This is a genomic window from Blautia parvula, assembly GCF_020215665.1.
Lineage (GTDB): Bacteria > Bacillota > Clostridia > Lachnospirales > Lachnospiraceae > Blautia > Blautia celeris.
Map to the genome: position 1 here is coordinate 1,919,339 of NZ_CP084061.1, position 25,683 is coordinate 1,945,021.

The following is a 25,683-nucleotide window of genomic DNA, read 5'->3' on the forward strand; positions in this document are numbered from 1 at the left end:
CGGTGCTCTAGATTTCCTTCACCGGCAGCAGCTCAATATACCCTCTGCGGCCCACAGGTTCCAACTGTATGCGCGGATTCTCCGTATCCCAGCAGCAGCCGATGACAGCGGGATCATATTTTTCGATCGCCTGCTGCACTTCTGTGATCGCCTGGCAGTAATTTTCCTCCGCAAAGGGTTCCCCGCGAAACATCAGGTATTTTGCCGCGGGAAGTTCAATACACGCAAAGCCCTCCGGCACCGGTTCCTGATAGTCTGCCGCCACCTCCACGCCCTGCACATATTTGGATGTGCCCGGCGTGCGGAGGGAATCCGGAAGCCAGAGGCATACCGGCTCACCGCTAATGGATTTTATGCTGGAGAGAATCCCCCAGACATCGCATCCCACTTCACTGCAATACTGAAAATACTCCTCCGCGTCCACACCTCTCTTTATAATAACTTTTCTGGACGGTCTCTCCGTCATCTGAACAAACACACTTTTTACGTTTTCCATTTCCTCTGGCTCCTTCCGCAGATTTCTGTATTTTACACCATAGGGGATGAACAGAAGCAGAGGCCCGGGGCTTGCCGCGTACTCTCTGGGATTGCAGCCGAATTCCCGGAAAAAAGCCCGCTGATAACCATCCACACTTCCAAACCCCATGTCCAGCGCCACATCCAGGATCCTGCATTTCTCATCCCGCAGGCGCAGGGCGGATCTGGACAGACGCATGCGGCGGATGTAATCTGCCGGGGTGAGATTGGTGTGCTCCTTAAACAGCCGGTAGGAATACCACGGGGAGTAAAGAGATACTTCCGAAAGCTTTGCCAGCGTAATATTTTCACTCAAATGCTGTTCAATGTAATCCTGCATGCGCTGAACAGCAAGTATCTGCTCTGTCATTTCTGTCACCTCCTGTCTACTGCCATCCTATCAGATTTTCCCCGGACTGTTCTCGACTATTTTTGCCAAATATAAAAGGGAATCCTGTGTGAGGATTCCCGCATTTACATTGCCGCCTGCCTGCACTGCCGGCCGAATTGTCAGGACATCTGCAGGCAGCTGCGGGTCTTGGTTGTCTCATGGTATCTTTTAAATCACGTAATTCAGGGAACATTGTTTCTGCCATTCCACCAGATCCGCCAGGGTGTATTTGTCCACTACACTTTTGATGGCATTGTCAAGCTCCTGCCATAGGACCAGGGTGGGGCAGGCTTCTGCCCTGGGGCACTGGTTCGTATCTCCTTCCAGACACTCCACAGGGGCCAGGCTGCCTTCTGTCAGGCGGAGAATAGAACCCACGGTATATTCCTCCGGCTTTTTCACAAGACGGTAGCCGCCCTGGGGACCCCGGATGCTTTTCACATAGCCGGCTCTGGCCAGGATGGACACGATCTGCTCCAGATATTTTGTGGAGATTTCCTGCCTTGATGCTATTTCTTTTACCCTCACCGGGCCGCCCTCATCGTGTATGGCTATGTCCAGCATCATACGCAGTGCGTAACGTCCTTTTGTTGATATTTTCATGGTTACCTCCAGATTTTTCTTACTGTCCGAAGGCAGATACTGTCCCCTGTGCCCTCCCGGATCCGTCAGGAAACAGCGTTAAACGCCTCTTCCAGATCCTGAAGGATGTCATCAATATTCTCCGTCCCTATGGACAGGCGGACCGTGTTGGGGCGGATTCCCTGCTCTGCAAGTTCTGTTTCGGTGAGCTGGGCATGGGTGGTGGAAGCCGGATGGATGACAAGTGACTTCACATCAGCCACATTTGCAAGCAGAGAGAAAAGTTCCAGATTGTCGATAAACGCTTTGGTTTTTCCGGCATCTCCCTTCACCTCAAATGTGAATATAGAACCACCCCCGTTGGGGAAATACTTTTTATACAGCCTCTGCTGTTCGGGATCCGTGCTGACAGATGGGTGATGAACCTCCTCCACCAGCGGATGCTTCTGCAAATATTCTACCACTTTCAGCGCATTCTGTACATGGCGTTCTACCCGCAGGGACAGGGTTTCCAATCCCTGAAGGAATAAAAAGGCATGGAAGGGTGACAGGGTGGCTCCTGTATCCCGCAATAGAATGGCTCTGATCTTCGTGACAAAGGCTGCCGGACCCACCGCTTTCGTAAAGCTGACCCCGTGATAGCTGGGGTTGGGCTCCACAAGAGAGGGAAATTTCCCGGATGCCTCCCAGTCAAATCTGCCGCTGTCCACGATCACGCCGCCGAGAGCCGTGCCGTGGCCGCCGATGAATTTTGTAGCGGAATGCACCACGATATCGGCGCCGAACGCGATGGGCTGCACCAGGAAAGGTGTGGCAAATGTGTTGTCTACGACCAGAGGGATTTTATGGGCGTGGGCAATCTTCGCTATGGCTTCCACATCCACCACCTCAGAGCGTGGATTTCCGAGAGTCTCAATAAAAACAGCCTTTGTATTCTCCCGGATTGCGCCCTCCACTTCTTCCTTATTAAATATATCCACAAATGTAGTTTCAATTCCATAGTCCGGCAGTGTATGCTCCAGCAGATTATAGGAGCCGCCGTAAATGTTTTTTGCGGAGACTATGTGGTCGCCCTGTTTTGCCAGGTTCTGGAATGTATAGGCGATGGCGGCTGCACCCGAGGCAACGGCAAGTGCCGCAGCACCGCCCTCCAGCGCCGCGATCCTCTGTTCAAAGATATCCTGGGTGGGATTGGTCAGCCTGCCGTAAATATTGCCTGCATTTGACAGATCAAAACGTGCCGCCGCATGTGCGCAGTCATCAAATACATAGGAGGAGGAAGCGTAGATGGGTACTGCCCTTGCACCTGTCGCCGGGTCCGGAGCCTCCTGGCCCACATGCAGCTGTAACGTCTCGAATTTAAAGTTCCTGTCTTTTCTCTCTGTTTTCTTCATACTTGTCACCCTCGCCTTTTCTGATATTTTAGTTCTGGAATAATTGTGTGGAATAATACCTGTCTCCGCTGTCCGGCAGAAGCACTACAATGGTTTTTCCCGCGTACTCTTTTCTTTTAGCCAGTTCCATGGCTGCGTACATGGCTGCACCGGAGGAGATTCCCACCAGTATGCCCTCTTTTTTCGCGATCTTTTTTGCAGTCTCAATGGCTGCGTCATTTTCCACCTGCATGATCTCATCATATATGTCTGTGTTCAGCACAGCCGGAATGAAGCCTGCGCCTATGCCCTGAATCTTATGCGGGCCCGGTCTGCCTCCTGAGAGAACCGCGGAATCTGTGGGTTCAACCGCCACAATCTTCACATTGGGATTTTGGAATTTTAAATACTCTCCCGTTCCCGTGATAGTTCCGCCTGTACCTACCCCTGCCACAAAGACATCCACTCTACCCTCTGTATCCTTCCAGATTTCCGGGCCTGTTGTCTTTCTGTGCATTTCCGGATTGGCGGTATTTTCAAACTGCCCCGGAATGAAGCTGCCCGGAATTTCCCGGCTGAGCGCCTCCGCTTTGGCAATGGCTCCGTTCATCCCCTTGCTGCCCTCTGTCAGTACCAGCTCTGCACCGTATGCTTTCAGAATATTTCTGCGCTCCACGCTCATGGTCTCGGGCATTGTGAGTATGAGGCGGTAACCTCTGGCTGCTGCCATAGAGGCAAGACCTATGCCTGTATTGCCGGAGGTAGGTTCTATGAGAACCGTGTCCGGGCCTATAAGCCCTGCCGCTTCCGCGGTATCCAGCATGTTTTTGGCAATTCTGTCCTTTACACTGCCGGCGGGATTCAGATACTCCAGCTTTGCGAGAACTACTGCCTGCAGCCCCTCCTCCCTTTCCATGTTCCGCATCTCCATGAGGGGAGTGCTGCCTACCAGTTCTGATGCACTTCTATAAATATGATTTCTGCTCATCATTTTCTCCTTTCATATATTTCCTATCGAATTAATAGGAATTATAACTGTGTTTGATTCTAATGTCAAGAAAAAAATCCCATATTGCCCGATTTTTTTCGGATGCAATATGGGATTTTGCTGTATGTGCTGTCAGCCTTAAAGGGCTTGTGGGGCCTCTCCTTCTGGCATCTCTCCATCCGGCGGCTCCATTCCTTCCGGCACTTCCCCGTCCGGCGGTTCCATTCCTTCCGGCATTTCCTGGCTGCCATCTCCGGGTTTCCGGCCTTTCTGCATATCTCCTTTCATACCGCCGCCCATTCTTCCCATGCCTCCCGCCGAGCCATTGGAGGTGACCACAGATTCCAAGGTGAGCGTACTGCTTTCACTTCCCGCTGTGAGGGTATATGTTTCTCCCTCCTGCATTTCCGGACAGCTGACCAGTACAGAAGAATACTTTTTCTTTGGTGTAAAGCTAAGCAGCTCCTTTCCGTCTTCGTCCTGCAGTGTCACAGCAGTCTGTGCTTCCTGGGTATTGGTGAGATTGTGCAGGATGGAACACTGGGCGGAGGAATCGCTGAATCCCTGGGCCATGCCGGAACTTCCCACAGCGATGATGGTGCCACCTGTGATATCCGCGCCTCCGTTATAATCAAGGGCACCATCCCCGTCAGACACCGGCCCGTTCACATACACCGTTCCGCCTGACAGGAAGATGCTGCCGTTGGAGTCAAGGCCGTCACCCTCTGCGTCCACTTCCAGAGTTCCCCCTGTGATCTTGATGTAGGCTTCCGTGTCATTCTCCATACTGCCGTCTCCTCTTCCTCCGGGTACATCCGCCTCCTCCTCTTCTGTCTTAGCCTTTGCCGCGTTTACCGCGTCATCGCTGGCTGTCAGACTGATTTCACCGCCGTTTACCACAACTCTGCGGCCTTCCAGCCCTTCATAGCAGGCATTTACGGCAATTGCCCCATCATTTACAACCATATCCAGGTCCGCATGAAAGGCATCGTCTCCTGCATCCACAGTAAAGCTGCCTCCGTCCAGAACAATACTGCCTCCGGTGTGAAGGGCATCATCCTCTGTGTCAATGACAAAGGTGCCGCCTGCCACGTAGATGTTCCCCTTTTCGGATTCCTCCGTATTCTCTGACTTCATCCCTTTGCCCTGGGCAGTCAGATGAAAGGTTCCGTCCAGTATCTTAATACAGTCCTTTCCTGTCATGCAGTGCTCCACTGCGCTGACCGTGATCTCACCTCCCGTAATGACCAGATCATTCTTCGAGACAATGCCGTGTTTGTAAGCGGCTGTCACATCCAGGGCACCGCTTCCGTTGACGGTAAGGTCATCCTTTGAAAAAATCACCCCGTCCACCGTGTTATCATCTGTCTGGGTATAGGTACTGCCCCCGCTCAGACTGTTTTCGCTGTTTTCTGCCAGCGTGAGAAACACCTTATCCGCATTTTTCACATAGACGGCAGCGCTTGTCTCACAGTGGACCGCCGCATTGTCAAGGACGATCTGTACCTTGTCACTGTCCCCGGCATCCACCACGATCTGTCCGCTGCTGAGCGTTCCCGTAATATGGTAAACGCCCTCCCCGGTTATTGTCAGTGTACTTTCCGTAATCTCCGCGCTGCCGCTCTCTGCCCGGATGGAATCCCCGTCAAGGGTTATCATAACCACCTCCTCCGCGTCATAAATCCCCTCTTTATCCCGATCCGCAAATTCCGTATCCACCTCCGATTCCGTCAGTTCCAGGTTCTGGTCCACACCCTCTGTACTGCCGGTCCCCGCCATCATGCCGCCTCTGCCGCTGCTTTCGGATGATGTCTCAGCCGTATTTTCACCGGCTGCCTGTCCGCTGCCGCATCCTTCAAGGGTGCCTGCCGCCAGAAAAATACCCAGAAGCACTGCTGCCATTTTCTTATTATCCATCTGTTTTACAGCTCCTCTCTTACAATTGCAGTCCTGCTGCATAAGATTTCCAGGTTCCCGTTTCGGCAGCGCAGGTCATCGATCATTTTTTTCTCCTCTTTCCGATTTTTCAGCACAACCTGATAATCCAGGCGGAACAGGCTGCCCATGTTGGTGGTCTTCACCTGGACCAACTCCCAGCGTTTCAGATATTGCTCGAATATTTCCTCAAATACCTCTGTATAATCCAGTGACTCCGGAATGGTAATGCGCAGCGCCCGTTCCCGGGTCTGCTTCTCTCCAAAACGGCTGACTGTAAATATGGTATCTGCCGCGCCGATCACCACTACAAAAAGTGCCGCAATACCGATATACCCCATTCCGGTGGCAAGTCCCACTGCCATAGCCAGGAAAATACTGCTGATCTCCCTGGCTGTTCCCGGCACAGACCTGAACCTGACCAGGGAAAAGGCGCCCATCACCGCCACGCCGGTGCCCAGATTGCCGTTGACCAGCATGATCACCATCTGTACAATGGCCGGCATCAGCGCCAGGGTCACCACAAACCCTTTTGTATAGGTATTGCGGTACATATAGATTACCGCGATCACGATTCCCAGCACCAGAGAAGCTGCTGTACATGCCAGAAATGTGCCAAGAGAAAATGCGGCGGTTGTTTCATTTACAAGAATGGATTGAAACCATGAATTAAGCACAGTATTTTCCTCCTTCGTCTTTTCTTTCCTCTGCCTGCTGCATCCGGTAGGCTTTGCCGTATTTTGAGAAGGATACAGGGTAAATGCAAAGCTGGTCCAGAAGTTCGCAGAGCCATACCGGCATGGCACCGGGAATCTTAATTTCCATAAGCTGCTGCCCCTCCTCCAGGATCTGCTGTCCCCAGGTCCCCTTTTTCAGATCCAGTTCCTGATTCCGGAAGCGGATATTCCAGTCAAAGGTCACTCTCAGTTCCGGCTTTTGCGTATCATAAGCCGCGATTCTGTCATAGGCTATGTACATGGCTGGCCTGATGTCTCTGTAATACTTTAAAAACCAGTCAATCTCCCGCAGCACCTGTGTCTCCACTCCGGGCGCCTCATGGCGCAGAAGATACCCCTCCGCCTCGGACAGCACCATACTCTCCCGGCGTTTGTATACAATTCCCTTATATTTTTTCTTCAGTTCCAGAAATACAGGCCCATCCTTTCCGGGTGTCCCGTAACTGCGGAGCCGCAGCTTTTCTTTATAGACCGGCTTTTCAAGAGATGTGCGGATAAGCCGGGCGTCCGGTGTGTCAAAATAGATATTGCATATGGTGGTTGTCCCGTATTCGTCCGGGACAATCCTTCCCCCGGTCCTTTTTATAAACTCTTTATACTGGATTTCGTCCAGCAGGTATTTCTTCTCGTAGCGTTCAAATGTCATCTGATTACTGCCCATCATGTTCCTCCTTGATATTCTGTTCTTTCTTACCACCTCAGTATAACGCCCAAACCTTAAATGAACTTAAAAAGACAGACAGCAAATTTTATTTCTGCTGTCTGCCTTCCCTGTATCACGTGTACTGCTTCTGCACAGTATCCGCTATTTCAGGGTCATATTCTTTTTTTCATTCACCGGAAGCTTTGCCGTAAAACAGATGCCTCTGTCTTCTGCCCTGGCTGTAATCTTTCCTTTATGAGCCTTAACAATGGCCTGGGCCACGGACAGACCGATTCCATAGCCTCCTGTCTCCCGGGACCGGGAACTGTCGGCCCGGTAAAAACGGTCAAACAGCCTGTTCAGATCCCCCTCCGGAATCTCCTGGCAGTCGTTGCAGACGGAAAGCTCCAGATACCGCTCTTTTTTCTCCAGAGATACCCTTACACTGCCCTCTTCCGGGCTGTATTTGACTGCATTGTCCATAAGGATGGTGACAAGCTGGCGGATATTGGCTTCGCATCCGTTCATATAAAGGCCTTCCGGTATGTTTTTTTCCATCTTCAGACCTTTTGCCTGCGCCATGGGAGCAAAGGCATCCACAGACTCCCTCACAGTCTCGGAACAGGAGAAATCTGCAGTCTGAAGCCTGTCCTGCATCTCATCCAGTCTGGAGAGTGTGAGCAGGTTCCTGACCAGCTCTCCCAGGCGCTCCACCTGGTTTCGGATACTTCTGGTCCACTCGCTCTCCCCCTCACACATTTCAATCACCTCCGCGTTGGCCAGGATTATGGCAATGGGTGTCTTGATCTCATGCCCCGCGTCTGTGATAAACTGCCTCTGCTTCTCCATGCTCTCGATCACAGGCCGGATTGCCCGCCCGGACAGTACGCTTACCAAAAACAATACCAGCACCAGACAGAAAAAAGCCACAATCAGGGAGATAACGGCAAAATTCCGGATGGACTGCAGATCATTGCCGCAGTCCACAAACACTAATAGGGTCTGCCCGTCCTCCTTAACGGTCTTCTGGTATTTATACTGTCCGCAGTAGCCCTTTTCCCTGTCCTTCTTAAGCACCTCACCGGCAAACGAAGCAGCCTCCTCCTCTGTGACTGCTGCCACATGGGTCAGATCTATCTGCATCTGTGAGACATCTGCGGCATTTTCAGACCCCGCTTTTGCTGCCGGGATCGTTACGGAAAAATATCGTGTCTCAAATGGTGTCTCCTCTGACATCCGATAGCCAAACAGACCACCTCTTCCGCGTATCCCCTTATCCTGCGGTTCCGCAAAGGCCTCTTCCTGCTTCCGTCCTTCCCCGGTCTGCCCCTCGGGGTCCTTTGGCACTGTCTCCTCCGCGTCCTTCGGCATTGTCTCCTCCGCGTCCTTCGGCATTGTCTCCTCCGCATCCTTCGGTACTGTCTCCTCCGCGTCTTTTGGCACTGTCTCCTCCGTCATCCCGGGCGGATGGTTTCCCTTGTCCCATTGTTTCGGAAATCTCCCTCCATTTTCAGCCAGCATTTCCAGAAGAATATCGGATTTCCCCGTGACCTGAAAAATATTCAAGCCATTGATTCCCCCTACCACCAGCAGCAGAACAGCCAGCAGGGAGATCATGGTGATCATGACAAATTTTCTCTGCAGTTTTTTAATCATATGCATACCTTTCCGGCTCAGACTTTTTTCTCCAGCTTATAGCCGATTCCCCTGGCTGCCCTGATCTCTATGGGCGCCTCCAGATTCTGCAGCTTTTTTCTCAGATAGGAGAGATAGACCCACACCACACTCACCTCTGCCTCCGCCTCAAAGCCCCATATCTTTTCCATAAACTGTTCTGCTGAGATGAACTGGCCGGAATTTCTCATGAGCATTTCCATCATCTGGAATTCCTTATTTCCAAGGCGGAGAGACTGGCTTTTATAAGCCAGCTCGAAATTCTCCCTGTTTAGGGTCAGACCTTCAAAATCCAGTATATTTGCGGAAAATTCTGATTTTCTTCTGGTCATGGCTCTGATCCTGGCAAGCAGTTCTTTCATGGCAAAGGGCTTTGGCAGGTAATCATCTGCTCCCATGTCAAGGCCTGTCACACGGTCTTCAATCTCTCCTTTTGCGGTGAGAAGCAGGATCGGTACGGTACTTCCCTGCTTTCTGAGCGCTTCAAGCACTTCAAGCCCGCTCATCTTCGGCATCATGATATCCAGGATAATACCGTCATACTCAGCCGCCTGGGCCCAGTCATAGGCATCTGCCCCGTTGTAAACCACATCTATGGAATACTTGTTGTGTTTCAGCACCGCTGCCAGCGCATTCGCCAGTTCCTTTTCATCCTCTGCAAGCAGTAAACGCATGTTTTCCCCTCCGTTTTTGTGATAAGATTGTTTGTTACCTTTTATCTTATCATAAAAACCTTAAAAGAAGCTAAAAAAATCCCCGGGCCGCAGATGATCTTCTGCAGCTCCGGGAACTATATATTTTTTTATCCAATGGGTTCCTTCTCATCGCCGTCACTGTAAATATGTACTGCATAATTCACGCCATCTTCCACATAATACTCCACTTCCACGCTGAGGCCCGATTTTATAATAACAGGACAATCCACAATCGCCATGCCTATATTATATTCGACTGCTCTGTCTTCTCCTTCACCTCCATAAGTACGTCCGCCTATGTTCTCTTCATCAATCCGCATGGTATTGCCATTCACATCAAGCACATATCCTGCAGTTTCGTATGTCTCTCTGCCGCCTGAAGGATCGTAATGTCCTTCTTCATCTGTGTACGCATCCTGATTTTCACTGCTTTCGTCTGTATTCTCCTGGGTGCCGGATTCATTACTCTCCTCTGACTGCTCCTGGCTGTCTGTCTGCTCCTGGCCGGCTGTCTTATCCTGATTGCTGTTCTCCTCTCCACCGGCAGTTTCCTGGCTGCCGGAATTATCACTTTTGTCCGATACCTTTACGTCTTCTGTCTTCTTTTTTGGTTCTATGACCTTTGCTTCTTCTTTCTTTTTGTTCTTGTCATTTTCTGCAGTCTTATCCTTCTTTGCTGTGTCTTCTGTCTTTGTCTTTGTTTCTTTGTCCTCATTGCTGCTGCCGCAACCTGCCAGAAGACTTGCCGATAAGATTGCCGCTGCCGCCAAAACCATAATTTTTCCTGTTCTCATTATTTTTCTCCTTTGTTTATTTCTTTCAGGGGTGGGTTTATACATCCAATTCCGGCTGAAAATTATTTTCTCCGGAATCGGATGATATCCTGCATGGAATCTGCTCCGGTTCCCAGGCCTTCACAAGCTTTCCATCCAAAAACCCGAATGTCTGGCGGTATATCACGCTGTCCCAAACCTCAGGGTTCTTATCTGCCCCATTACAAAATACTCCCAGGCTGTATATGATATAACTCCCCTCATATCTCTCTACCTGCTGTACATGGGATGGGTGATACCCCAGCACCAGATCTGCCCCCGCTTCAACGGCTCTGTGTGCCCACTCCTCCTGACTTTTGCCGGGCTTTTGGGCCCCTTCTTTGCCCCAGTTCATGCACACGACGATCATGTGTGCGCCTGCACCCTCAGCAAGCCGTATATTTTTAACCAGCAGTGCCTGCATATCCATGGATCTGTCAAGCACATCAATGCCGATGAAGCCAATTTGAATCCCGTTTATATTTTTGAAAGAGACACGGTCATGTCCGAAAGCTCCGACTCCCGCTTCATTTAACGCGATAGCCGTGTCATAATATCCGTCCTGTCCATAGTCCTTTGTTCTGTCATTCGCCAGGTTCACCAGATCGATGGAACCTTCTTTGAGGATTTCCGCGTATTCTTTCTGTCCTTTGATAGGATGCTTCCTGCCTGCCGCCGTTTCCTCTGACATATCACCGATAAAATTCGTGACATTTACATCCGCCTTTTCAAGCTCTGTTTTCACATTCTGAAAAAAATAGGCAGGGTTTTCTTTCTTCTCGTATGTCTCCAGGAAACTGCCTTTTATACCTGTTCCCCGCTCATCGCCAAAGATACAGGTACCGATCGCTCCTATTGTCACCTTTGTCATCTTGGCTTCCAGCTCCGCCTCCCGGGCTGATCTGGCCTTTAATTCCCTCTCTGCAGATACCTTTGGTACAAACACCAGGGAGAGAAAAAGCAGGGCTGCCAGCAGAAGAACTCCTGATGTCAGCATTTTCTTCATGCGTCTGACCTTGCGTGCCCGCCTGATTCGGTTCCTTCTTATCTTTTTATCCATAATAATCCCTCTTTTGCAGCAAAAAACTGGATTTGCTGTCCATGTTTGGTATTATATAGAAAAGATGTTACTAATATAAGCAATCTTGTTTTACGTTTACACGACTTTAATAGAACAAACTCATGACTATTTTTTTAATGAACTGACAAAGTTTGTGACTATTTTTGCGTTTCTATGTACAATAAAAAATAAATTCTTAACATGTCCCGTAGCAACTATGTAAAATTTCCTCTTTCAATCCACTGTTTAAGCCTGATTCCGGATGTAATCTATGACAAAACGCGTTATAGATGTGTAACATTCTGCTGCACCATAGGTTCCGGTTCTATATTATCAGACTATAATAGGTTTTGCGCGATAACAGCACCAACGTAAATCGTATATGCACAAACGTTTTCTGCTGTCATCCCAAACTCCTGTATATCCCTTTACAAAACAGGACATAAAAAGAGAGGATTATACTTTTTTCATAAGCTATGCTGTAAGCAAGGAGGCAGAAAAATGGAATGGTTAAAAAAACTGAGCAGTGCCATCGCATATATTGAGGAAAATCTGGACAAGGAAATTTCCTATGACAAAGCAGCGGAAATTGCCTGCTGCTCCACCTATTATTTTCAGCGAATGTTTTCCTATGTGGCAGGTATTCCCCTGTCTGACTATATCAGGAAGAGAAGAATGACCCAGGCTGCCTTTGAACTGCAGCGCACAGACCATAAGGTTCTGGATATCGCCTTAAAATACGGCTATACTTCCCCAACTTCCTTTAACCGCGCCTTTCAAAGTGTCCATGGCATTCCCCCCACCGCTGCCAGAAATGAGGGATGTGTGTTACATGCCTATCCTGCCGTCACGTTTTCCGTGACCGTGGCAGGAGAAACGCCCATGGCCTACCGGATTGAACAGAAGGGTCCTATGCGCATTGCAGGTATCCGCATACCCCTGACAGAAAACATGGAGAAAAATATGGAACGCATTCCCGCCTTCTGGAAACAAACCATGGAAGGCCCGAAATTCTGGGAAATCTGCGCACTTGCTGACCAGGAACCACGGAATATACTGGGCGTCAGCACTTACCGGGACCCACAGAATATCTTCTATTATATTGCTGCCCAGACAGAAGGGCCGGTGCCGGAAGATATGCTGGACTACACAATCCCCGCTGCCACATGGGTGGTGTTTGAAAGTGACGGCAGCCTGAAAGAACAGGTGCAGAGCATTTTCCGCCGCTTTATGACAGAATGGCTTCCATTCTCCGGTTACGAGTACGCCTATCTGCCGGATGTGGAAGTCTATCCCATATATGAAAAACAGCCGGAGAACGGACATTTTCAGGTATGGATCGCAATCACAAAGAATAAGGAGGAATGATCATGGATCACAAAGTAGAAATCAGAGAAATCGAGCCCATACGGGCTGCATACATGAAATATCGGGGAGACGCCGCAAAAGCAAACCGCATGTTCCCCAAAGTGTTTCAATCCGTACGCGGAAAGACAAACGGGTCTCCTTTCTTCTCCTATCTCAGCATGGACCCGGAAACGAAAATGGGGAATATGGAACTGTGTGTCCCCACGCAGGAAACACCGGCCGGCAGCAGTGTAAATGTGAAAGTTTTCCCCCGCATACGGGCGCTCTGCGTCACACATACCGGTTCCTATGATACACTTTTTCAGGCATATGCCGCAATCGATCACTTTGCCGCAGAGCACCACCTGGTTCTAAGACCTCCCTTCCGGGAGATTTTCCTCAAAGGACCGGGCATGATCATAAAAGGAAACCCGGATAAATACATTACGGAAATCCAGTTTCCCATTGAGGAGGATTGATAGGCCATGCAGCAGACATCACCTTACGCCATCTGTGCCGAACAGGTGTACAAGCAATATAAAAACGGCGTGCAGGCCCTGTCCGGCCTCAGCCTGACAGTAAAAAGGGGCGAGATCTTTACCCTTCTTGGGCAGAACGGCGCCGGCAAGTCAACACTCATACGAATTTTGACCACCTTTTTGAAACCCGGTTCCGGAAAGGTATCTGTTCTGGGCCTGGACCTTAACCGTGACGCGGACCGCATACGGGCAAAAATTGCCTGTGTCTCCCAGCAGACCTCTATTGATATGCATTTGTCTCTCAGAGAAAATATGATGTTTCAGAGCCGTCTATACCGAATTCCGAAAGCCGCGGCAAAAAAACGCATGGACATGCTGATTGATGCATTTGACCTGACACAATATCTGAAATATCCCGTCTCCTCCTATTCAGGCGGCATAAAAAGGCGGCTGGACATTGCTCTGAACCTTATGTCAGAACCGGAAGTCCTGTTTCTGGATGAACCTACTGTGGGCATGGATATCCAGTCCCGCATGGCTATGTGGAAGATGATGGAGAAGATCCGGGAAGAATTCGGCACCACTGTCTTTCTCACAACACATTATCTGGAGGAGGCTGACAGTCTGAGTGATACGGTCTGTATCATGAAGGAGGGAAAAGAAGTGGCCCAGGGAACCCCCTTTGCCCTGAGGCAGTATATCAGACAGGATATGATCCGGATCACCTTTTCTTCCAAATCTGCCGCCGGGGATTCTGTAAAACGGATGTCCGGTCTCTTTCTGCCGGACAGGATCAGAATACAGGACAACTGCTGTCTGCTCTTTACGGAAGATATCCGCCGCGATATGGAAACTGCCAATGTGTTTCTGTTAAAGAATCAGATTCCCTTTCTGGGCATTGAGATAAAACAGCCGTCCCTGGATGATATTTTTCTGAAACTCACAGAGGACAGCAAACAGGAGGCATGCATATGACAGTCTTTACAATCTTATGGAAAAATATAAAATGGCGCTTTCACAACAAGCTCACCATTATCATCACCCTGACGCAGCCAGTTCTCTGGCTGGTATTATACAGCACCGTGGCAGGACAGACCTTGCAGGGGACAGAGATAGGAAATTACACGGCATTTATCCTGCCCGGCCTCATGGTGCTGGTCTCCTTCTCTGTGTGCAGCAGCAGCGGAATCATGAATTATATGCTGAAGGCAGAGGGAAGCTTCTACCGGATTCTCATCGCTCCGGTCCAAAGAACCTCCGTCATACTGGGGCAGATATTGGAAGGTGTTCTCTGCACTTTTTTGGAAGTCGGCCTTATGGGGCTCATCAGCCTTTTCTTTTCCGTGAGATTTCGTACCGGCATATCAGGCTTCTGCATCATTTTGCTTCTGATCTTTCTGATTGCCTTTTTCATGTCCGGAATCTGTTACGGCATCAGCCTGATCCTTCCCAATGAAATGGTGTACGAGTCTGTGATGAACGCCATTGTGCTGCCCGTGTTCTTTTTAAGCTCTGCGCTGTTTCCTGTGGATAGAATCACCGGTATACTGAAAATCCTGGTAAGCGGCAATCCCTTTACCCATGTGATCAACAGCATCCGCTCCATTTTGCTGGGCAAGGCGGTGTCAGGCCGTGAGTTAGTCCTCACCATATGTCTGCTTCTGCTCATGGGCGGACTGGGATTTTGCTTTGCTGCCGTCAGACTGAACAGGGAAACAGATCTGTGATTATTTCTGCCTATTTTTCTCCTGCATGTACCTCTCTATTTCTTCATGCGTCAGCCTCCGCACCTGGGTAAATGGGTACTCCCGGTATTCTTTCACGGAAAAGACAGGTGACATGGCTTCACATATTTTGTTTCTGTTCTTTTTCAGGTAACTCTGCAGTTCTTCTTCACCGGGGAAAATTTTATACGAAATTCTTCCCCGGCTGCTCTTTATCTCATAGATGCCGCAAGACTTTTTCATGGCCACATCCGCTGTGCGCAGATAAAGCTTTGCCTGTTCCAGAGACTGAAAGGGAAAATTCCATCTCTGCAGCCCTCTTCTCAAATCCCGTTCTATACAAATACAGCGCCCGCATGTTCCGCAGATATATTGGGTATGATGACTCAGGCAGTCTACGGGATTCAGCAGCGGTGTGATTCGGCTGTTGTCAATATAACATTCTTTGCACATTGTAAACATGTCCCTCCCCTTTTTACTTCAGTTTCTCTTTTTAATAAGTATAAACGATGACATTATGTGAGAGTCAAGGCCGTATATTCCTGTTCTTACATCCATTTTCATGCTGCACCTGTCAGGATAAATGCGGCCGTAATTGCCACCTGTCTTCTGATTGCTGCCCTGCTGCTTCAAAATAATTGACACTTATGTACCAAATGTTTAAAATAGAGTAATCAATCCATAATCCATTACAGCCAAAAGGAGTTATCCCATGATAATTAAAATAGAAAAAGCATGCCGCAGCGACGCTAAAAGGCTTGCCGAAGTTTATAATATGAGTTTTTACAGCGACTATTTAAAGTACGGGGAATGCCCGGGATATAACAAAACAGAAAATGACATTCTGGATAACTTACAAAAACGTGATGTATATAAGATAATCGCTGATGGCGCCATTGTTGGCGCAGTCTCTGTCAGGCCGGATGGGGATGAGTCCTACTATCTTGGCGCTCTCTGTGTCATACCCAAATACGCCAACAAAGGCATTGGACAGACAGCCATGCGTTTTCTTGATAAAAAATATCCCAACGCCAGACACTGGGCGTTGGAGACACCTTCCGATAAAACACAGAATCACTATTTTTATAAAAAATTCAATTTCAAAATAACAAAAGAATATATGTCCGGAGGTATTGCTATCTCTTTCTTTGAACGCAGCATACAACCCTGATTTTCTTTGGCGGACGAAAAAAGGGGACTGCTTTCCGACAGCCCCCTTCTTTCATCTCTTCTCTTACTCTTCTTCCAAATCATTGGTCAGTTTAAATCTGTCCAGTACATAAAACAGCAGGCTTAAAAGCATACCCACTACACAGGCCAAAACCATACCCTTCAATTCAATCTGTCCAAATTTCACCGAAATTCCCGACAACCCGGTCACAAAAATAACCGAGGTCAGTGCCAGGTTCCTGGAACGTCCGTAATCCACGCGTCCGTCCACCAGAATACGGATACCGGAAGTACCGATCATACCATACAGAAGGAAGGAGATTCCCCCGATGACCGGTCCCGGAATGGTACTGATAAGGGCTGACAATTTACCTACAAAAGAGCAGATAATCGAAAGCACCGCTGCCCCGCCGATCACATACACACTGTAAACCCTTGTCACAGCCATAACCCCAATATTCTCTCCGTAAGTGGTAGTCGGCACAGAACCGATAAACCCGGAGATCATAGTAGAAAAATTATCCGCAAAAAGAGAACGGTGCAGACCCGGATCCTTGATCAGGTCCCTTCCTACAATCTTCCCTGTTACGATCTGATGTCCAATATGCTCTGAGGCGATGACCAGAATAACCGGCAGAATGATCAGGATTGCCTGCAGATTAAATTTCGGCGCAGAGAAATTCGGCAGTGCAAAAATTGAGGCATTCGCCACCTCCGTAAAATCCACGATCCCGCAGAGAAGTGCTGCCGCATATCCTGCCAGAATAGCGATCAGAATAGGAATCACGGACAAAAATTTCCGAAACACCACCGACCCGATCACAGCGACACCAAGCGTCACCAAAAACACAATGGCATTCTTCGGATTGACCACCTCATCCAGCATCCCCGCATTACTGGCCGCCGTAGAAGAAAGCTCCAGACCGATAAGCGCCACAACCGGCCCCATAGCTGCCGGAGGAAGCACAATATCGATCCAATCCGACCCAAACTTATAAATAATGAAAGACAGGATGCACCCCAAAAATCCCACTGCCACGAACCCGCCAAGCGCATAGGCATATCCAAACTTACTGATCACAATACTGGCCGGCGCAATAAAAGCAAAACTGGACCCCAGATAGGCCGGCGCCTTCCCCTTAGTGATCAGTATAAACAACAGCGTCCCCACACCGTTCATAAACAGAACCACCGCCGGATTGATTCCAAACAAAAACGGAACCAACACAGACGCCCCGAACATGGCAAACATATGCTGAATACTGAGCGGTATCAGAAGCTTTGGCGGAACTTTCTCTTCCACCTGGATAATTCTTCGATTTTCCACAATATTTCTCCTCTCTAAATTCCTTTTCGGTTTATTTTAACACAATAAGCTACAATCTTCCATACAAAAATCGCCGTTTTTCCTTTCTTTCATCCTCCCCTGTCCCCAGAACATTCCGTGCCAAGTAATATGATTTACGCAGTACCGATATGGTACATTCTGCTTCATACCATGGCTGGCTGCCTTGCTTTTTCATGTCTGCAGAATGAAAACACCTGGTGATATACAGAACCGGCACATATTATGACTGCAGATTTTCTTTATTTTACAGTTGGTAACAAAGGATGAACACAGATTTTTCCTGCTTTACAGATAATTGGAAAAAGATGTTTAGCTTTCGTTGGTAGTTTTTAGATGCCTCGTCATGGTTTTTCCTCTCTTTACGGATAATTTGAAAGTAGCATTTGACTTTTGTAGGTAATTTTAAGATGTTTCGCCGTGGTTTTTCCTCTCTTTACAGATAATTTGAAAGTAGCATTTGGCTTTTGTAGGTAATTTTAAGGTGTTTCGCCGTGGTTTTTCCTCTCTTTACAGATAATTTGAAAGCATCATTTGGCTTTTGTAGGTAATTTTAAGGTGTTTCGCCGTGGTTTTTCTTCTCTTTACGGATAATTTGAAATCCCCTCTTACCTTTCGTATGTAATCCAAGAAATTTTCACCGCTAACTCACCTATTTTTACATATAATTCAAGAAAAATCTTTAGAATCCATACGTAAATCCAAAATTTTCAAACTAACAGACCTCATTATTACCCAAATAATATCTAATCCATAAGTCTGCCCTGAGAAAACCAGGGATGAGGCGGTGTGCAGCCGGGGACGGCGGGCGGGGGTCTGTTTGTGTCAGCGAGGTTAAGTGGAAGGGTCTGTGAAATCCACCTCCTACGGAAACTTCGGCGCGAGCCCTCCGGCGAGCGTCTTAGTTGCAGTTGGAGGTTAGTTCACAGTCCTGGAACGTCGAGCGGACACAAACAGACCCCCGCCCGCCGTCCCCGGCTGCACACCGCCTCATCCCGTCCCCTTTGCCACAAAAAAAAGAGCCCGCATGCAACTTCCACACAGACTCTTTTCCCCTATCTCTATTTCATTTCCAGTTCAAACCCAAAATAACGCACCGCATTATTATAAGAAATCCCCTTCACAATCCTCTCCAGCATCTTCATATCCTTAGGATACTCTCCATTTTCCACCCAATTACCGATCATCTCACAAAGTATCCTTCTAAAATACTCATGCCTCGGATAAGAAAGAAAACTTCTGGAATCCGTCAGCATTCCGATAAAGTTCCCCAGCAGACCTAAGTTTGCAAGAGATGTCATCTGCTTTGTCATCCCTGTCTTATGGTCATTGAACCACCATGCAGACCCCTGCTGAATCTTTCCCACAGCATCTGAATTCTGGAAACACCCGATGATTGTTCCAATTGCCTCATCATCATTGGGATTCAAACTGTAAATCACCGTTTTCGGAAGATTTCCCTCTGCATTCAGCGCATTTAAATAATCTGCGATCTGACCTGACGGCGCATAATTATTGATACAGTCATACCCTGTATCCGGCCCCAGTTTTTCAAACATATCCGTATTATTATCACGCTTACATCCATAGTGGAGCTGCATAGCCCAGCCCATCTTCGCATATTCCCCGGCAACAAAAAGCATGAACGCTGTCTTAAACTTCAGCTCTTCCTCCCTGGTAACCGTCTCCTCATTCAACCGCTTCTGGAAGACAGCCTCAACCTCCTCATCAGAAGCCGGAACATACATGACATACTCCAGCCCATGATCTGACGCCCGGCAGCCCATCTCATTGAAAAATGCCATTCTGGACTTCAGCGCTGCTTTCAAGTCCTCAAAAGACTGGATATCCATATTAGCCGCCTCTGCCAGTGTCTCCAGATACTGACCGTAATCCGGTTTTTCCAGATTCATGGCCTTATCCGGTCTCCATGCAGGAAGTACCTGTACCGGGAAACTCTCATCTTCTGCCAGCATTTTGTGCCATTTCAGGTCATCTGCCGGATCGTCGGTGGTGCAGATCAGCGTAACATTTGACTGGAGGATCAGATTTCTTGCACTCATGGAAGCCTCCTGAAGCTTTGCATTACACAAATTCCATACTTCCTCCGCAGTATCCCCGTTTAACACACCTGTATATCCGAAATACCGCTGCAGCTCCAGATGACTCCAGTGAAACAGAGGATTGCCGATGGCTTTCTCCAGTGTCTCCGCCCATTTCTGGAATTTTTCTCTGTCCGGTGCGTCTCCGGTGATATAACGCTCCTCCACACCATTGGAACGCATCTGGCGCCATTTGTAATGGTCTCCGCCCAGCCATACCTGTGTGATGTTCTCAAACTTTCTGTCCTCTGCGATCTCCTGCGGATTGATGTGGCAGTGGTAGTCAAGAACCGGCACCTTTGCCGCAAAGTCATGATATAATTCCTGTGCGGTGGGGGTGCTCAATAGAAAATCTTTGTCCATAAACTGTTTCATAAAACATTACCTCCTTTTATTTTACACATATCCCATCAGACTTGGCAGCCAGAGACTGAGCTGCGGGATATAAGTTACCAGCATAAGTACAACGAAGATCGCTGCAAAATAGATCAAAAGCTGTCTGAACACCGTCTCTATCTTCACCTTTCCCACCTTGACGCCCACAAACAGTGTGGTGCCCACAGGCGGTGTGATGGTTCCGATACAGAGGTTGAAGATCAGCATGATACCAAAATGGATAGGATTCATGCCAAGCGCCGTACACACCGGAAGGAAAATCGGTGTGAAGATCAGGCAGGCAGGTGTCATATCCATGAAAGTTCCTACAATCAGCAGAATCACATTGATCAGCAGGAAGATAACGATCTTGTTGCTGCTGATGGCCAGCAAACCATTGGAAACGGCTGTGGGGATATTGGTAAATGCCATAACCCATGACATAATACTGGAAACACCGATCAGGAAAATAATAATACCTGTCATCTCAGCGCTTTCCTTGAAAATCTTGGGCAAGTCCTTCAAGCTGATGGAACGGTAAAAGAACAGAGATAAAACAAGACTATATACAACCGCCACCACAGACCCCTCTGTGGCTGTGAAGATACCGCCGATGATACCGCCGATCACAATAATGATAAGCAGCAGACACGGCAGAGCCTGTAAAACAATTTTCATAGCTTCTTTAAATGTAAATTTTGTTTTTGCCCGGTATCCTTTTTTCTTTGCAATGAAATAGATCACCAGCATACATGCCAGTCCCCACAAAATCCCGGGTATGTAGCCCGCCATAAAGAGCGCTGCCACAGAAGTCCCGCCGCTGACCAGGGAGAAGGTGATCATAACATTGCTTGGCGGAATCAAAAGCCCGGTTGGGGCAGTGGCAATATTGGCAGCCGCGGAGAAGTTAGGGTCATATCCCTCATCCTTCTCAATCGGGCCGATGATGGACCCCATGGCTGAGGCTGCCGCTGTACCGGAACCGGAGATGGCTCCGAAAAGCATGTTTGCAATGACATTTGTCTGGGCCAGCGCACCGGGTGCACGTCCTGTGATGAGCTTTGCCAGATTGATCAGACGGACCGCGATGCCGCCCTTATTCATGATATTTCCGGCCAGAATGAAAAACGGTATGGCAAGAAGACTGAACACGGAAATACCGGAAAAAATCCTCTGCGCGCCGGTGAGAACCGCAACACTTGTATCCATAACCGGCAGAATGGCGCATACGGAAGAGATTCCCAGCGCTACTGCAATGGGCACACCTGCCAGCAGCATGATGACCAGCAGAACCAATATGATCAATCCTGAAACTAATGCTGTATTCATAATCGAAACTCCTTTTCCTCAGATTATTCTTTCACTTCCCGGTGCTCCTGCTCATATCCACTGCACAGATCCACAATATTGAAAATGGAGTACAGAACAATGAGCACGCCGGAAAGCGGTACGACCGTGTAGATGATACCCATGGGGATTCCCAGGGAAGCCGTCTTCTGGGTCATGGTAAGGTTCATGATCGTAGCTCCGCCGTAAATCATAACACTTCCGGCCAGGATCATAATCAGGATTTCGATTACGATCTCCAGGACTTTTCTTTTTGTCCCTGTGATCTTATCTGCTAAAAATCCCATACGCATATGGTCTCTTTTACCAAACACATAAGCGGAGGCAAGCAGCGCCATCCAGGTAAAGCTGTAGGTTAGAAGCTCCTCGGAAACGGTGCTGGGACTGTTGAAGAAGTAACGGATCACGATTTGATAGGTTCCGATGCATACCATAAACGCAAAAATAACAGCACAGGCAGAGCTTAAGATCGTATTGATAACTTTTCGGATTGAGTGTAAGGCTTTCATTTACTCTTCCTCCTTTGCGTATTTCTCATTGATTTTCTGGATATGGTCATACAATTCCTGAATGTCCGGGTTATCATCCAGCATATCCTGCTGCACATTGGACACCTTGTCCTTAAATGCCTGCACATCCACGTCAATGAACTCCACACCCATCTGGTTCTGCGCAATATCTTTTGCCTCTTCCACCTGCTTGTCCCACTCTTCCATCTCCACCTCTGTGGACAGAAGGGCAGCCTGTTCAAATACTTCACGTTCTTCACTGCTCAGTCCGTTTAAAAATTTCAGGTTTCCGATCAGCATATCCGGCACCATCTGGTGCTTGTTGTAAGAGTAGTATTTTGCCACTTCCCCGTGTTTGTTATTGGTAAGGGCAAGCTCATTGTTCTCCGCACCGTCAATGACACCCTGCTGTATGGCGGTGTAAACCTCGCCGAAACTCATAGGGGAGGCAGCCGCGCCGAAAGCTTTTACCATGTTTACACTGGCCGGACTCTGCTGTACACGGATTTTCAGGCCCTTTAGATCCTCCGGTGTATGAATCGGTTTTTTTGCGTAAAAGCTTCTGGTTCCCGCATTGTACCAGGTCAGTACCCGGAAACCTGCCTCGTCCGTGGACGCATATACCTGATTCATATAGTCCGTATCGCCCATCACCTCATGATAGGCTTCCTCGGAAGTAAACAGATACGGCATGCTGAACACCTCATATATATCTGCAAAAGTCTCCAGGTTGGCTGTGCCCGCCACAACAAAGTCAATGGCTCCTGTCTGCGTCAGCTCTATGGCCTTCTGTGCGGAACCCAGTATCTCATTTGGAAAAATCTGAACCTCATATTTGTCTCCCAGATTCTCCTCCACATATTCCTTAAATTTTAAAAGTCCCAGATGCTCCGGATGTGTCTCAGACTGGGCATGGGAAATCCGAACGATTCTCTTCTCACTTTTAATGGAAGAACAGCCGCCAAGTCCCAGAACTGCAGTGACACATAAAGCAAGTATAAAGGCTTTCTTTAATCCTCTCATGATTCTTTTCCTTTCACTCTTTTTCCGCTACGTTTATGCGGAAATTTTAAAACCGCCTTTGGCGATGGGCTTTTTATCAAAAATCTGTGGTGCACCGTTTTTCCAGACGGCACCGCACATATTTTCTGTGCTCCACGCTTTCTCCTTTTAAGACCTCCATCAGGGAGTCAATTGTCATCTTGCACAGCAAGTCACCCCTGCCGTCTATGGATGTCAGCTCCGGCTCACATCCAATGGAAAGTTCTGAATTATTGTAACCTATAATACTGATATCCTGCGGTACGGACAGCTTCTTTGCCTTGGCGTATTTTACTGCGCCCACTGCCAGACCGTCATCTGTGGCAATGACACCGTCAAACACCAGATCTCTTCTGGCCAGCAGAATATCCCGCACCAGATGGATCTCATTTTTGATGTAGACCTTGCGCTCCCCGAACACCGGAATGCCTGCAGCCTTCAGGGCATCCTCATACCCCTGCAGCTTATGCATGGCACTGTATGAATAAGAATCACTGAGAAACAGGATCTGCTTTCTGCCTGAGGCGATCATAGCGGAAACGGCATCAAACACGGACTGGTAGTCATCTGTGAGCATACAGTAGATATTCTCCCCGTCAATGAAACCGTTCATAATAAACACGGGGATCTCTTCGGAAGCCTTCTTAATATAAGTAATGTCTTCCCCGTACTCCTTGTCCCCCGCGTAGCAGGAGCCCACTAAAAGCAGCGCGTCAATGCGTTTCTGCAGAATCATCTGCACAGAGATCTCCTTATCCTCCTGCTCATATCCGCTGCAGTATAAAATGCAGTCATAACCGTAATTTCTCAGGTTCTTCTCCAGATATGCCACAGCAGATGCCATATAATGGTCTGAAACACTTGGACAGATGATTCCCACTGTCTTCATGGAGTTCAGGCTCATGCCCCTGGCAAATACATTGGGTATATAGTCATTTGCTGCCATGACTGCCCGTACCTTTTCTTTTGTCTTTTCACTCACCTTTGGGCTGTCATTGACCACTCGTGATACGGTGGCAATGGAAACCCCTGCAAGCTTCGCGATATCGTATATGTTCATAATCCCACGTTCCTTTCGCTGTGGAAGTGTAAGCCCTTACACTTTATTTTTCATTATACAGACAGGAAAACAAAAAAGCAATTCTTTTTGCCGCGATATTTTTCACAAGTTTTCTCTTTTATTTTTGTGAAACATTAATAAAATTCTTGTTTTTTGTCCAATTTTTAAAATTCATGTTGACGAACTCCCCACCAAGTTGTAGATTTAGTGTAAGCCCTTACATTTCATACTTAGCTATTATATGGAATCGCATTTTATAAAGGAGGATGAATATTCCCATGCAGACTTATCTGAAGATTCATCCGGATGACAGTGTTGCCGTAGCGCTTGCTCCGCTTGCAGCAGGCACCTCTGTCCATTTGGATCACAAGGAAATCCTGTTATCAGAAGATATCCCCCAGGGTCACAAGTTTGCCCTGAAGGACATCCGGGCAGGGGAGGCAGTTATAAAGTACGGCTCTCCCATCGGACAGGCCAGGGAGGACATCGCCCAAGGCTCCTGGATTCATACCCATAATATGAAAACAGGCCTGGGAGATCTTCTTACCTATACTTATCATAAGGATGCGGCAGAGCTTGCCCCCACTGAGGAGCGCTTCTTTCACGGGTACAGAAGAAGCAATGGCCAGGCCGGTGTCCGCAATGAAATCTGGATCATTCCAACCGTCGGCTGCGTCAACAACGTGGCAGAAGCCATTGAAAAACAGGCACAGATCTATAAGACCGGCACCATTGATGACATCGCAGCCTTTCCTCATCCCTACGGATGTTCCCAGATGGGGGAGGATCAGGAACACACACGCAGGATACTGGCAGACTTGATCAACCACCCCAATGCAGGGGGCGTCCTTGTATTGGGCCTGGGGTGTGAGAACAGCAATATAGAGGAACTGAAGCGATATATCGGTTCCTACGATCCCAAAAGAGTTCGTTTCCTGGTGGCACAGGAATCTGAGGATGAGATCCGCGACGGGCTTGCCGTCATCCGGGAACTTGCAGAATATGCAGGCAGTTTTTCAAGAGAACCCATAAGCTGCAGGGAACTTGTCATCGGCATGAAATGCGGCGGCAGCGACGGTCTGTCCGGCATCACAGCCAACCCGACCGTGGGCGGTTTCTCAGACCTGCTCATCTCCAAAGGAGGCACTACGATCCTCACCGAGGTACCGGAAATGTTCGGCGCGGAGACACTGCTTATGAATCGCTGCGCCAATGAAGCGCTGTTTGACAGGACCGTTGAACTAATCAATGACTTTAAAAATTATTTCAAAAGCCACAACCAGACCATCTATGAAAACCCGTCCCCCGGCAATAAAAAGGGAGGGATCTCCACGCTGGAAGACAAATCCATGGGATGCACACAAAAATCAGGCAGCGCGCCTGTAAAAGGTGTTCTCGCCTACGGGGAACCGGTAAAGGAAAAGGGTCTGAACCTGCTCAGCGCCCCGGGCAATGATCTGGTGGCCTCCACAGCCCTGGCTGCATCAGGCGCCCATATTGTCCTGTTCACCACAGGAAGAGGCACCCCTTTCGCCTCCCCTGTGCCCACCGTGAAAATCTCCAGCAATACTGCCCTCTATGAGAAGAAAAAAAACTGGATCGACTTCAACTGCGGTCCCATGACAGAGGGTGTGCCCTTAGAGGAGCTGAGCAGTCAGCTTTTTGAGTATGTGCTGCAGGTCGCTTCCGGTGAGAAAGTCAAAGCAGAGAAAGCCGGTTTTCATGACATGGCTATTTTCAAACAGGGTGTTACGCTTTAACACATTTCGCGTGACAGC

24 protein-coding genes are annotated in these 25,683 nt (G+C 48.6%); 6 read left to right on the plus strand and 18 right to left on the minus strand.

What is annotated here, in order from left to right:
* Positions 1-7: 7 nt before the first annotated feature.
* The 11 genes from LC508_RS09080 to LC508_RS09130 all read right to left on the minus strand — a co-directional run bounded on the left by LC508_RS09080 (position 8) and on the right by LC508_RS09130 (position 11,406).
* A complete protein-coding gene (locus LC508_RS09080; RefSeq protein WP_103731273.1) occupies positions 8-886 on the minus strand; it encodes a helix-turn-helix domain-containing protein in 879 nt (292 codons plus the stop codon).
* Between the two features lie 189 nt (positions 887-1,075).
* The gene (locus LC508_RS09085; RefSeq protein WP_033140931.1) at positions 1,076-1,510 is read right to left on the minus strand and encodes an RrF2 family transcriptional regulator; all 435 of its coding nucleotides are present in this window, start codon (positions 1,508-1,510) and stop codon (positions 1,076-1,078) included.
* A gap of 65 nt (positions 1,511-1,575) precedes the next feature.
* Complete coding sequence (locus LC508_RS09090) at positions 1,576-2,883, minus strand: O-acetylhomoserine aminocarboxypropyltransferase/cysteine synthase family protein (protein ID WP_033140930.1); 1,308 nt, start codon at positions 2,881-2,883, stop codon at positions 1,576-1,578.
* 28 nt (positions 2,884-2,911) lie between these two features.
* Entirely contained in the window at positions 2,912-3,850 is a 939-nt protein-coding gene (gene cysK, locus LC508_RS09095; RefSeq protein ID WP_103731274.1) for a cysteine synthase A, read from the minus strand.
* 138 nt (positions 3,851-3,988) lie between these two features.
* Positions 3,989-5,767 carry a carbohydrate-binding domain-containing protein gene (locus LC508_RS09100; RefSeq protein ID WP_103731275.1) on the minus strand — a complete coding sequence of 593 codons (1,779 nt, stop codon included), beginning with the start codon at positions 5,765-5,767 and terminating at the stop codon, positions 3,989-3,991.
* A 5-nt stretch (positions 5,768-5,772) separates the two neighbouring features.
* Positions 5,773-6,462 carry a DUF4956 domain-containing protein gene (locus tag LC508_RS09105; RefSeq protein WP_103731276.1) on the minus strand — a complete coding sequence of 230 codons (690 nt, stop codon included), beginning with the start codon at positions 6,460-6,462 and terminating at the stop codon, positions 5,773-5,775.
* Positions 6,455-7,186, minus strand: a complete 732-nt coding sequence (locus LC508_RS09110) for a polyphosphate polymerase domain-containing protein (protein ID WP_330659996.1) — start codon at positions 7,184-7,186, stop codon at positions 6,455-6,457. Before LC508_RS09110 ends, LC508_RS09105 begins: the two co-directional genes overlap by 8 nt.
* Positions 7,187-7,327: 141 nt before the next feature.
* Entirely contained in the window at positions 7,328-8,821 is a 1,494-nt protein-coding gene (locus LC508_RS09115; protein WP_158587269.1) for a sensor histidine kinase, read from the minus strand.
* Positions 8,822-8,838: 17 nt separating this feature from the next.
* Complete coding sequence (locus LC508_RS09120) at positions 8,839-9,513, minus strand: response regulator transcription factor (protein ID WP_033140926.1); 675 nt, start codon at positions 9,511-9,513, stop codon at positions 8,839-8,841.
* A gap of 128 nt (positions 9,514-9,641) precedes the next feature.
* Positions 9,642-10,328: a hypothetical protein gene (locus tag LC508_RS09125; protein WP_054352907.1), complete on the minus strand. Its 687-nt coding sequence runs from the start codon at positions 10,326-10,328 to the stop codon at positions 9,642-9,644.
* Between the two features lie 37 nt (positions 10,329-10,365).
* Positions 10,366-11,406, minus strand: coding sequence for a CapA family protein (locus LC508_RS09130; RefSeq protein WP_052099377.1), 1,041 nt, complete (start codon positions 11,404-11,406; stop codon positions 10,366-10,368).
* A gap of 501 nt (positions 11,407-11,907) precedes the next feature.
* Here LC508_RS09130 and LC508_RS09135 point away from each other — a divergent pair.
* Genes LC508_RS09135 through LC508_RS09150 form a run of 4 tightly spaced genes read left to right on the plus strand, consistent with a single transcriptional unit; the run spans position 11,908 to position 14,959 of the window.
* Positions 11,908-12,774: an AraC family transcriptional regulator gene (locus LC508_RS09135; protein ID WP_054352930.1), complete on the plus strand. Its 867-nt coding sequence runs from the start codon at positions 11,908-11,910 to the stop codon at positions 12,772-12,774.
* 2 nt (positions 12,775-12,776) lie between these two features.
* Positions 12,777-13,232, plus strand: a complete 456-nt coding sequence (locus LC508_RS09140; RefSeq protein WP_033140923.1) for a GyrI-like domain-containing protein — start codon at positions 12,777-12,779, stop codon at positions 13,230-13,232.
* A gap of 6 nt (positions 13,233-13,238) precedes the next feature.
* Positions 13,239-14,207: an ABC transporter ATP-binding protein gene (locus LC508_RS09145; protein ID WP_054352905.1), complete on the plus strand. Its 969-nt coding sequence runs from the start codon at positions 13,239-13,241 to the stop codon at positions 14,205-14,207.
* Entirely contained in the window at positions 14,204-14,959 is a 756-nt protein-coding gene (locus tag LC508_RS09150) for an ABC transporter permease (RefSeq protein WP_054352904.1), read from the plus strand. Before LC508_RS09145 ends, LC508_RS09150 begins: the two co-directional genes overlap by 4 nt.
* Here the strand turns inward: LC508_RS09150 and LC508_RS09155 are convergent, their stop codons facing one another.
* On the minus strand, positions 14,960-15,409 hold the full coding sequence (locus LC508_RS09155; RefSeq protein WP_054352903.1) for a hypothetical protein: 450 nt from the start codon (positions 15,407-15,409) through the stop codon (positions 14,960-14,962).
* Positions 15,410-15,668: 259 nt separating this feature from the next.
* On the opposite strand from LC508_RS09155, the gene LC508_RS09160 reads away from it, so the two are divergent.
* On the plus strand, positions 15,669-16,127 hold the full coding sequence (locus tag LC508_RS09160) for a GNAT family N-acetyltransferase (protein WP_054352902.1): 459 nt from the start codon (positions 15,669-15,671) through the stop codon (positions 16,125-16,127).
* A 63-nt stretch (positions 16,128-16,190) separates the two neighbouring features.
* Here LC508_RS09160 and uraA read toward each other — a convergent pair whose 3' ends face one another.
* The 6 genes from uraA to LC508_RS09190 all read right to left on the minus strand — a co-directional run bounded on the left by uraA (position 16,191) and on the right by LC508_RS09190 (position 23,905).
* A complete protein-coding gene (gene uraA, locus LC508_RS09165; protein WP_033140918.1) occupies positions 16,191-17,453 on the minus strand; it encodes a uracil permease in 1,263 nt (420 codons plus the stop codon).
* A 1,079-nt stretch (positions 17,454-18,532) separates the two neighbouring features.
* Positions 18,533-19,948 carry a glucuronate isomerase gene (gene uxaC / locus LC508_RS09170; protein WP_054352901.1) on the minus strand — a complete coding sequence of 472 codons (1,416 nt, stop codon included), beginning with the start codon at positions 19,946-19,948 and terminating at the stop codon, positions 18,533-18,535.
* Between the two features lie 21 nt (positions 19,949-19,969).
* A complete protein-coding gene (locus LC508_RS09175; RefSeq protein ID WP_103732854.1) occupies positions 19,970-21,277 on the minus strand; it encodes a TRAP transporter large permease in 1,308 nt (435 codons plus the stop codon).
* Between the two features lie 23 nt (positions 21,278-21,300).
* The gene (locus LC508_RS09180) at positions 21,301-21,804 is read right to left on the minus strand and encodes a TRAP transporter small permease (RefSeq protein WP_033143269.1); all 504 of its coding nucleotides are present in this window, start codon (positions 21,802-21,804) and stop codon (positions 21,301-21,303) included.
* On the minus strand, positions 21,805-22,827 hold the full coding sequence (locus LC508_RS09185; protein ID WP_033143270.1) for a TRAP transporter substrate-binding protein: 1,023 nt from the start codon (positions 22,825-22,827) through the stop codon (positions 21,805-21,807).
* Between the two features lie 76 nt (positions 22,828-22,903).
* Positions 22,904-23,905 (minus strand): LacI family DNA-binding transcriptional regulator, encoded by a 1,002-nt coding sequence (locus tag LC508_RS09190; RefSeq protein ID WP_033143271.1) that lies wholly within the window; start codon positions 23,903-23,905, stop codon positions 22,904-22,906.
* A 278-nt stretch (positions 23,906-24,183) separates the two neighbouring features.
* Between LC508_RS09190 and LC508_RS09195 the strand changes: the two genes are divergently transcribed.
* The gene (locus LC508_RS09195) at positions 24,184-25,665 is read left to right on the plus strand and encodes a UxaA family hydrolase (RefSeq protein ID WP_103733006.1); all 1,482 of its coding nucleotides are present in this window, start codon (positions 24,184-24,186) and stop codon (positions 25,663-25,665) included.
* Positions 25,666-25,683: the final 18 nt, after the last annotated feature.

Coding starts and splice junctions, on each gene's coding strand:
- cysK (WP_103731274.1), bottom strand. CDS start 3,850: ATGAGCAGAAATCATATTTATAGAAGTGCATCAGAACTGGTAGGCAGC.
- LC508_RS09145 (WP_054352905.1), top strand. CDS start 13,239: ATGCAGCAGACATCACCTTACGCCATCTGTGCCGAACAGGTGTACAAG.
- LC508_RS09090 (WP_033140930.1), bottom strand. CDS start 2,883: ATGAAGAAAACAGAGAGAAAAGACAGGAACTTTAAATTCGAGACGTTA.
- LC508_RS09130 (WP_052099377.1), bottom strand. CDS start 11,406: ATGGATAAAAAGATAAGAAGGAACCGAATCAGGCGGGCACGCAAGGTC.
- LC508_RS09140 (WP_033140923.1), top strand. CDS start 12,777: ATGGATCACAAAGTAGAAATCAGAGAAATCGAGCCCATACGGGCTGCA.
- LC508_RS09180 (WP_033143269.1), bottom strand. CDS start 21,804: ATGAAAGCCTTACACTCAATCCGAAAAGTTATCAATACGATCTTAAGC.
- LC508_RS09175 (WP_103732854.1), bottom strand. CDS start 21,277: ATGAATACAGCATTAGTTTCAGGATTGATCATATTGGTTCTGCTGGTC.
- LC508_RS09195 (WP_103733006.1), top strand. CDS start 24,184: ATGCAGACTTATCTGAAGATTCATCCGGATGACAGTGTTGCCGTAGCG.
- uxaC (WP_054352901.1), bottom strand. CDS start 19,948: ATGAAACAGTTTATGGACAAAGATTTTCTATTGAGCACCCCCACCGCA.
- LC508_RS09125 (WP_054352907.1), bottom strand. CDS start 10,328: ATGAGAACAGGAAAAATTATGGTTTTGGCGGCAGCGGCAATCTTATCG.
- LC508_RS09135 (WP_054352930.1), top strand. CDS start 11,908: ATGGAATGGTTAAAAAAACTGAGCAGTGCCATCGCATATATTGAGGAA.
- LC508_RS09100 (WP_103731275.1), bottom strand. CDS start 5,767: ATGGATAATAAGAAAATGGCAGCAGTGCTTCTGGGTATTTTTCTGGCG.
- LC508_RS09120 (WP_033140926.1), bottom strand. CDS start 9,513: ATGCGTTTACTGCTTGCAGAGGATGAAAAGGAACTGGCGAATGCGCTG.
- LC508_RS09160 (WP_054352902.1), top strand. CDS start 15,669: ATGATAATTAAAATAGAAAAAGCATGCCGCAGCGACGCTAAAAGGCTT.
- LC508_RS09080 (WP_103731273.1), bottom strand. CDS start 886: ATGACAGAGCAGATACTTGCTGTTCAGCGCATGCAGGATTACATTGAA.
- LC508_RS09150 (WP_054352904.1), top strand. CDS start 14,204: ATGACAGTCTTTACAATCTTATGGAAAAATATAAAATGGCGCTTTCAC.
- LC508_RS09155 (WP_054352903.1), bottom strand. CDS start 15,409: ATGTGCAAAGAATGTTATATTGACAACAGCCGAATCACACCGCTGCTG.
- LC508_RS09085 (WP_033140931.1), bottom strand. CDS start 1,510: ATGAAAATATCAACAAAAGGACGTTACGCACTGCGTATGATGCTGGAC.
- LC508_RS09115 (WP_158587269.1), bottom strand. CDS start 8,821: ATGATTAAAAAACTGCAGAGAAAATTTGTCATGATCACCATGATCTCC.
- LC508_RS09110 (WP_330659996.1), bottom strand. CDS start 7,186: ATGATGGGCAGTAATCAGATGACATTTGAACGCTACGAGAAGAAATAC.
- LC508_RS09185 (WP_033143270.1), bottom strand. CDS start 22,827: ATGAGAGGATTAAAGAAAGCCTTTATACTTGCTTTATGTGTCACTGCA.
- LC508_RS09190 (WP_033143271.1), bottom strand. CDS start 23,905: ATGAACATATACGATATCGCGAAGCTTGCAGGGGTTTCCATTGCCACC.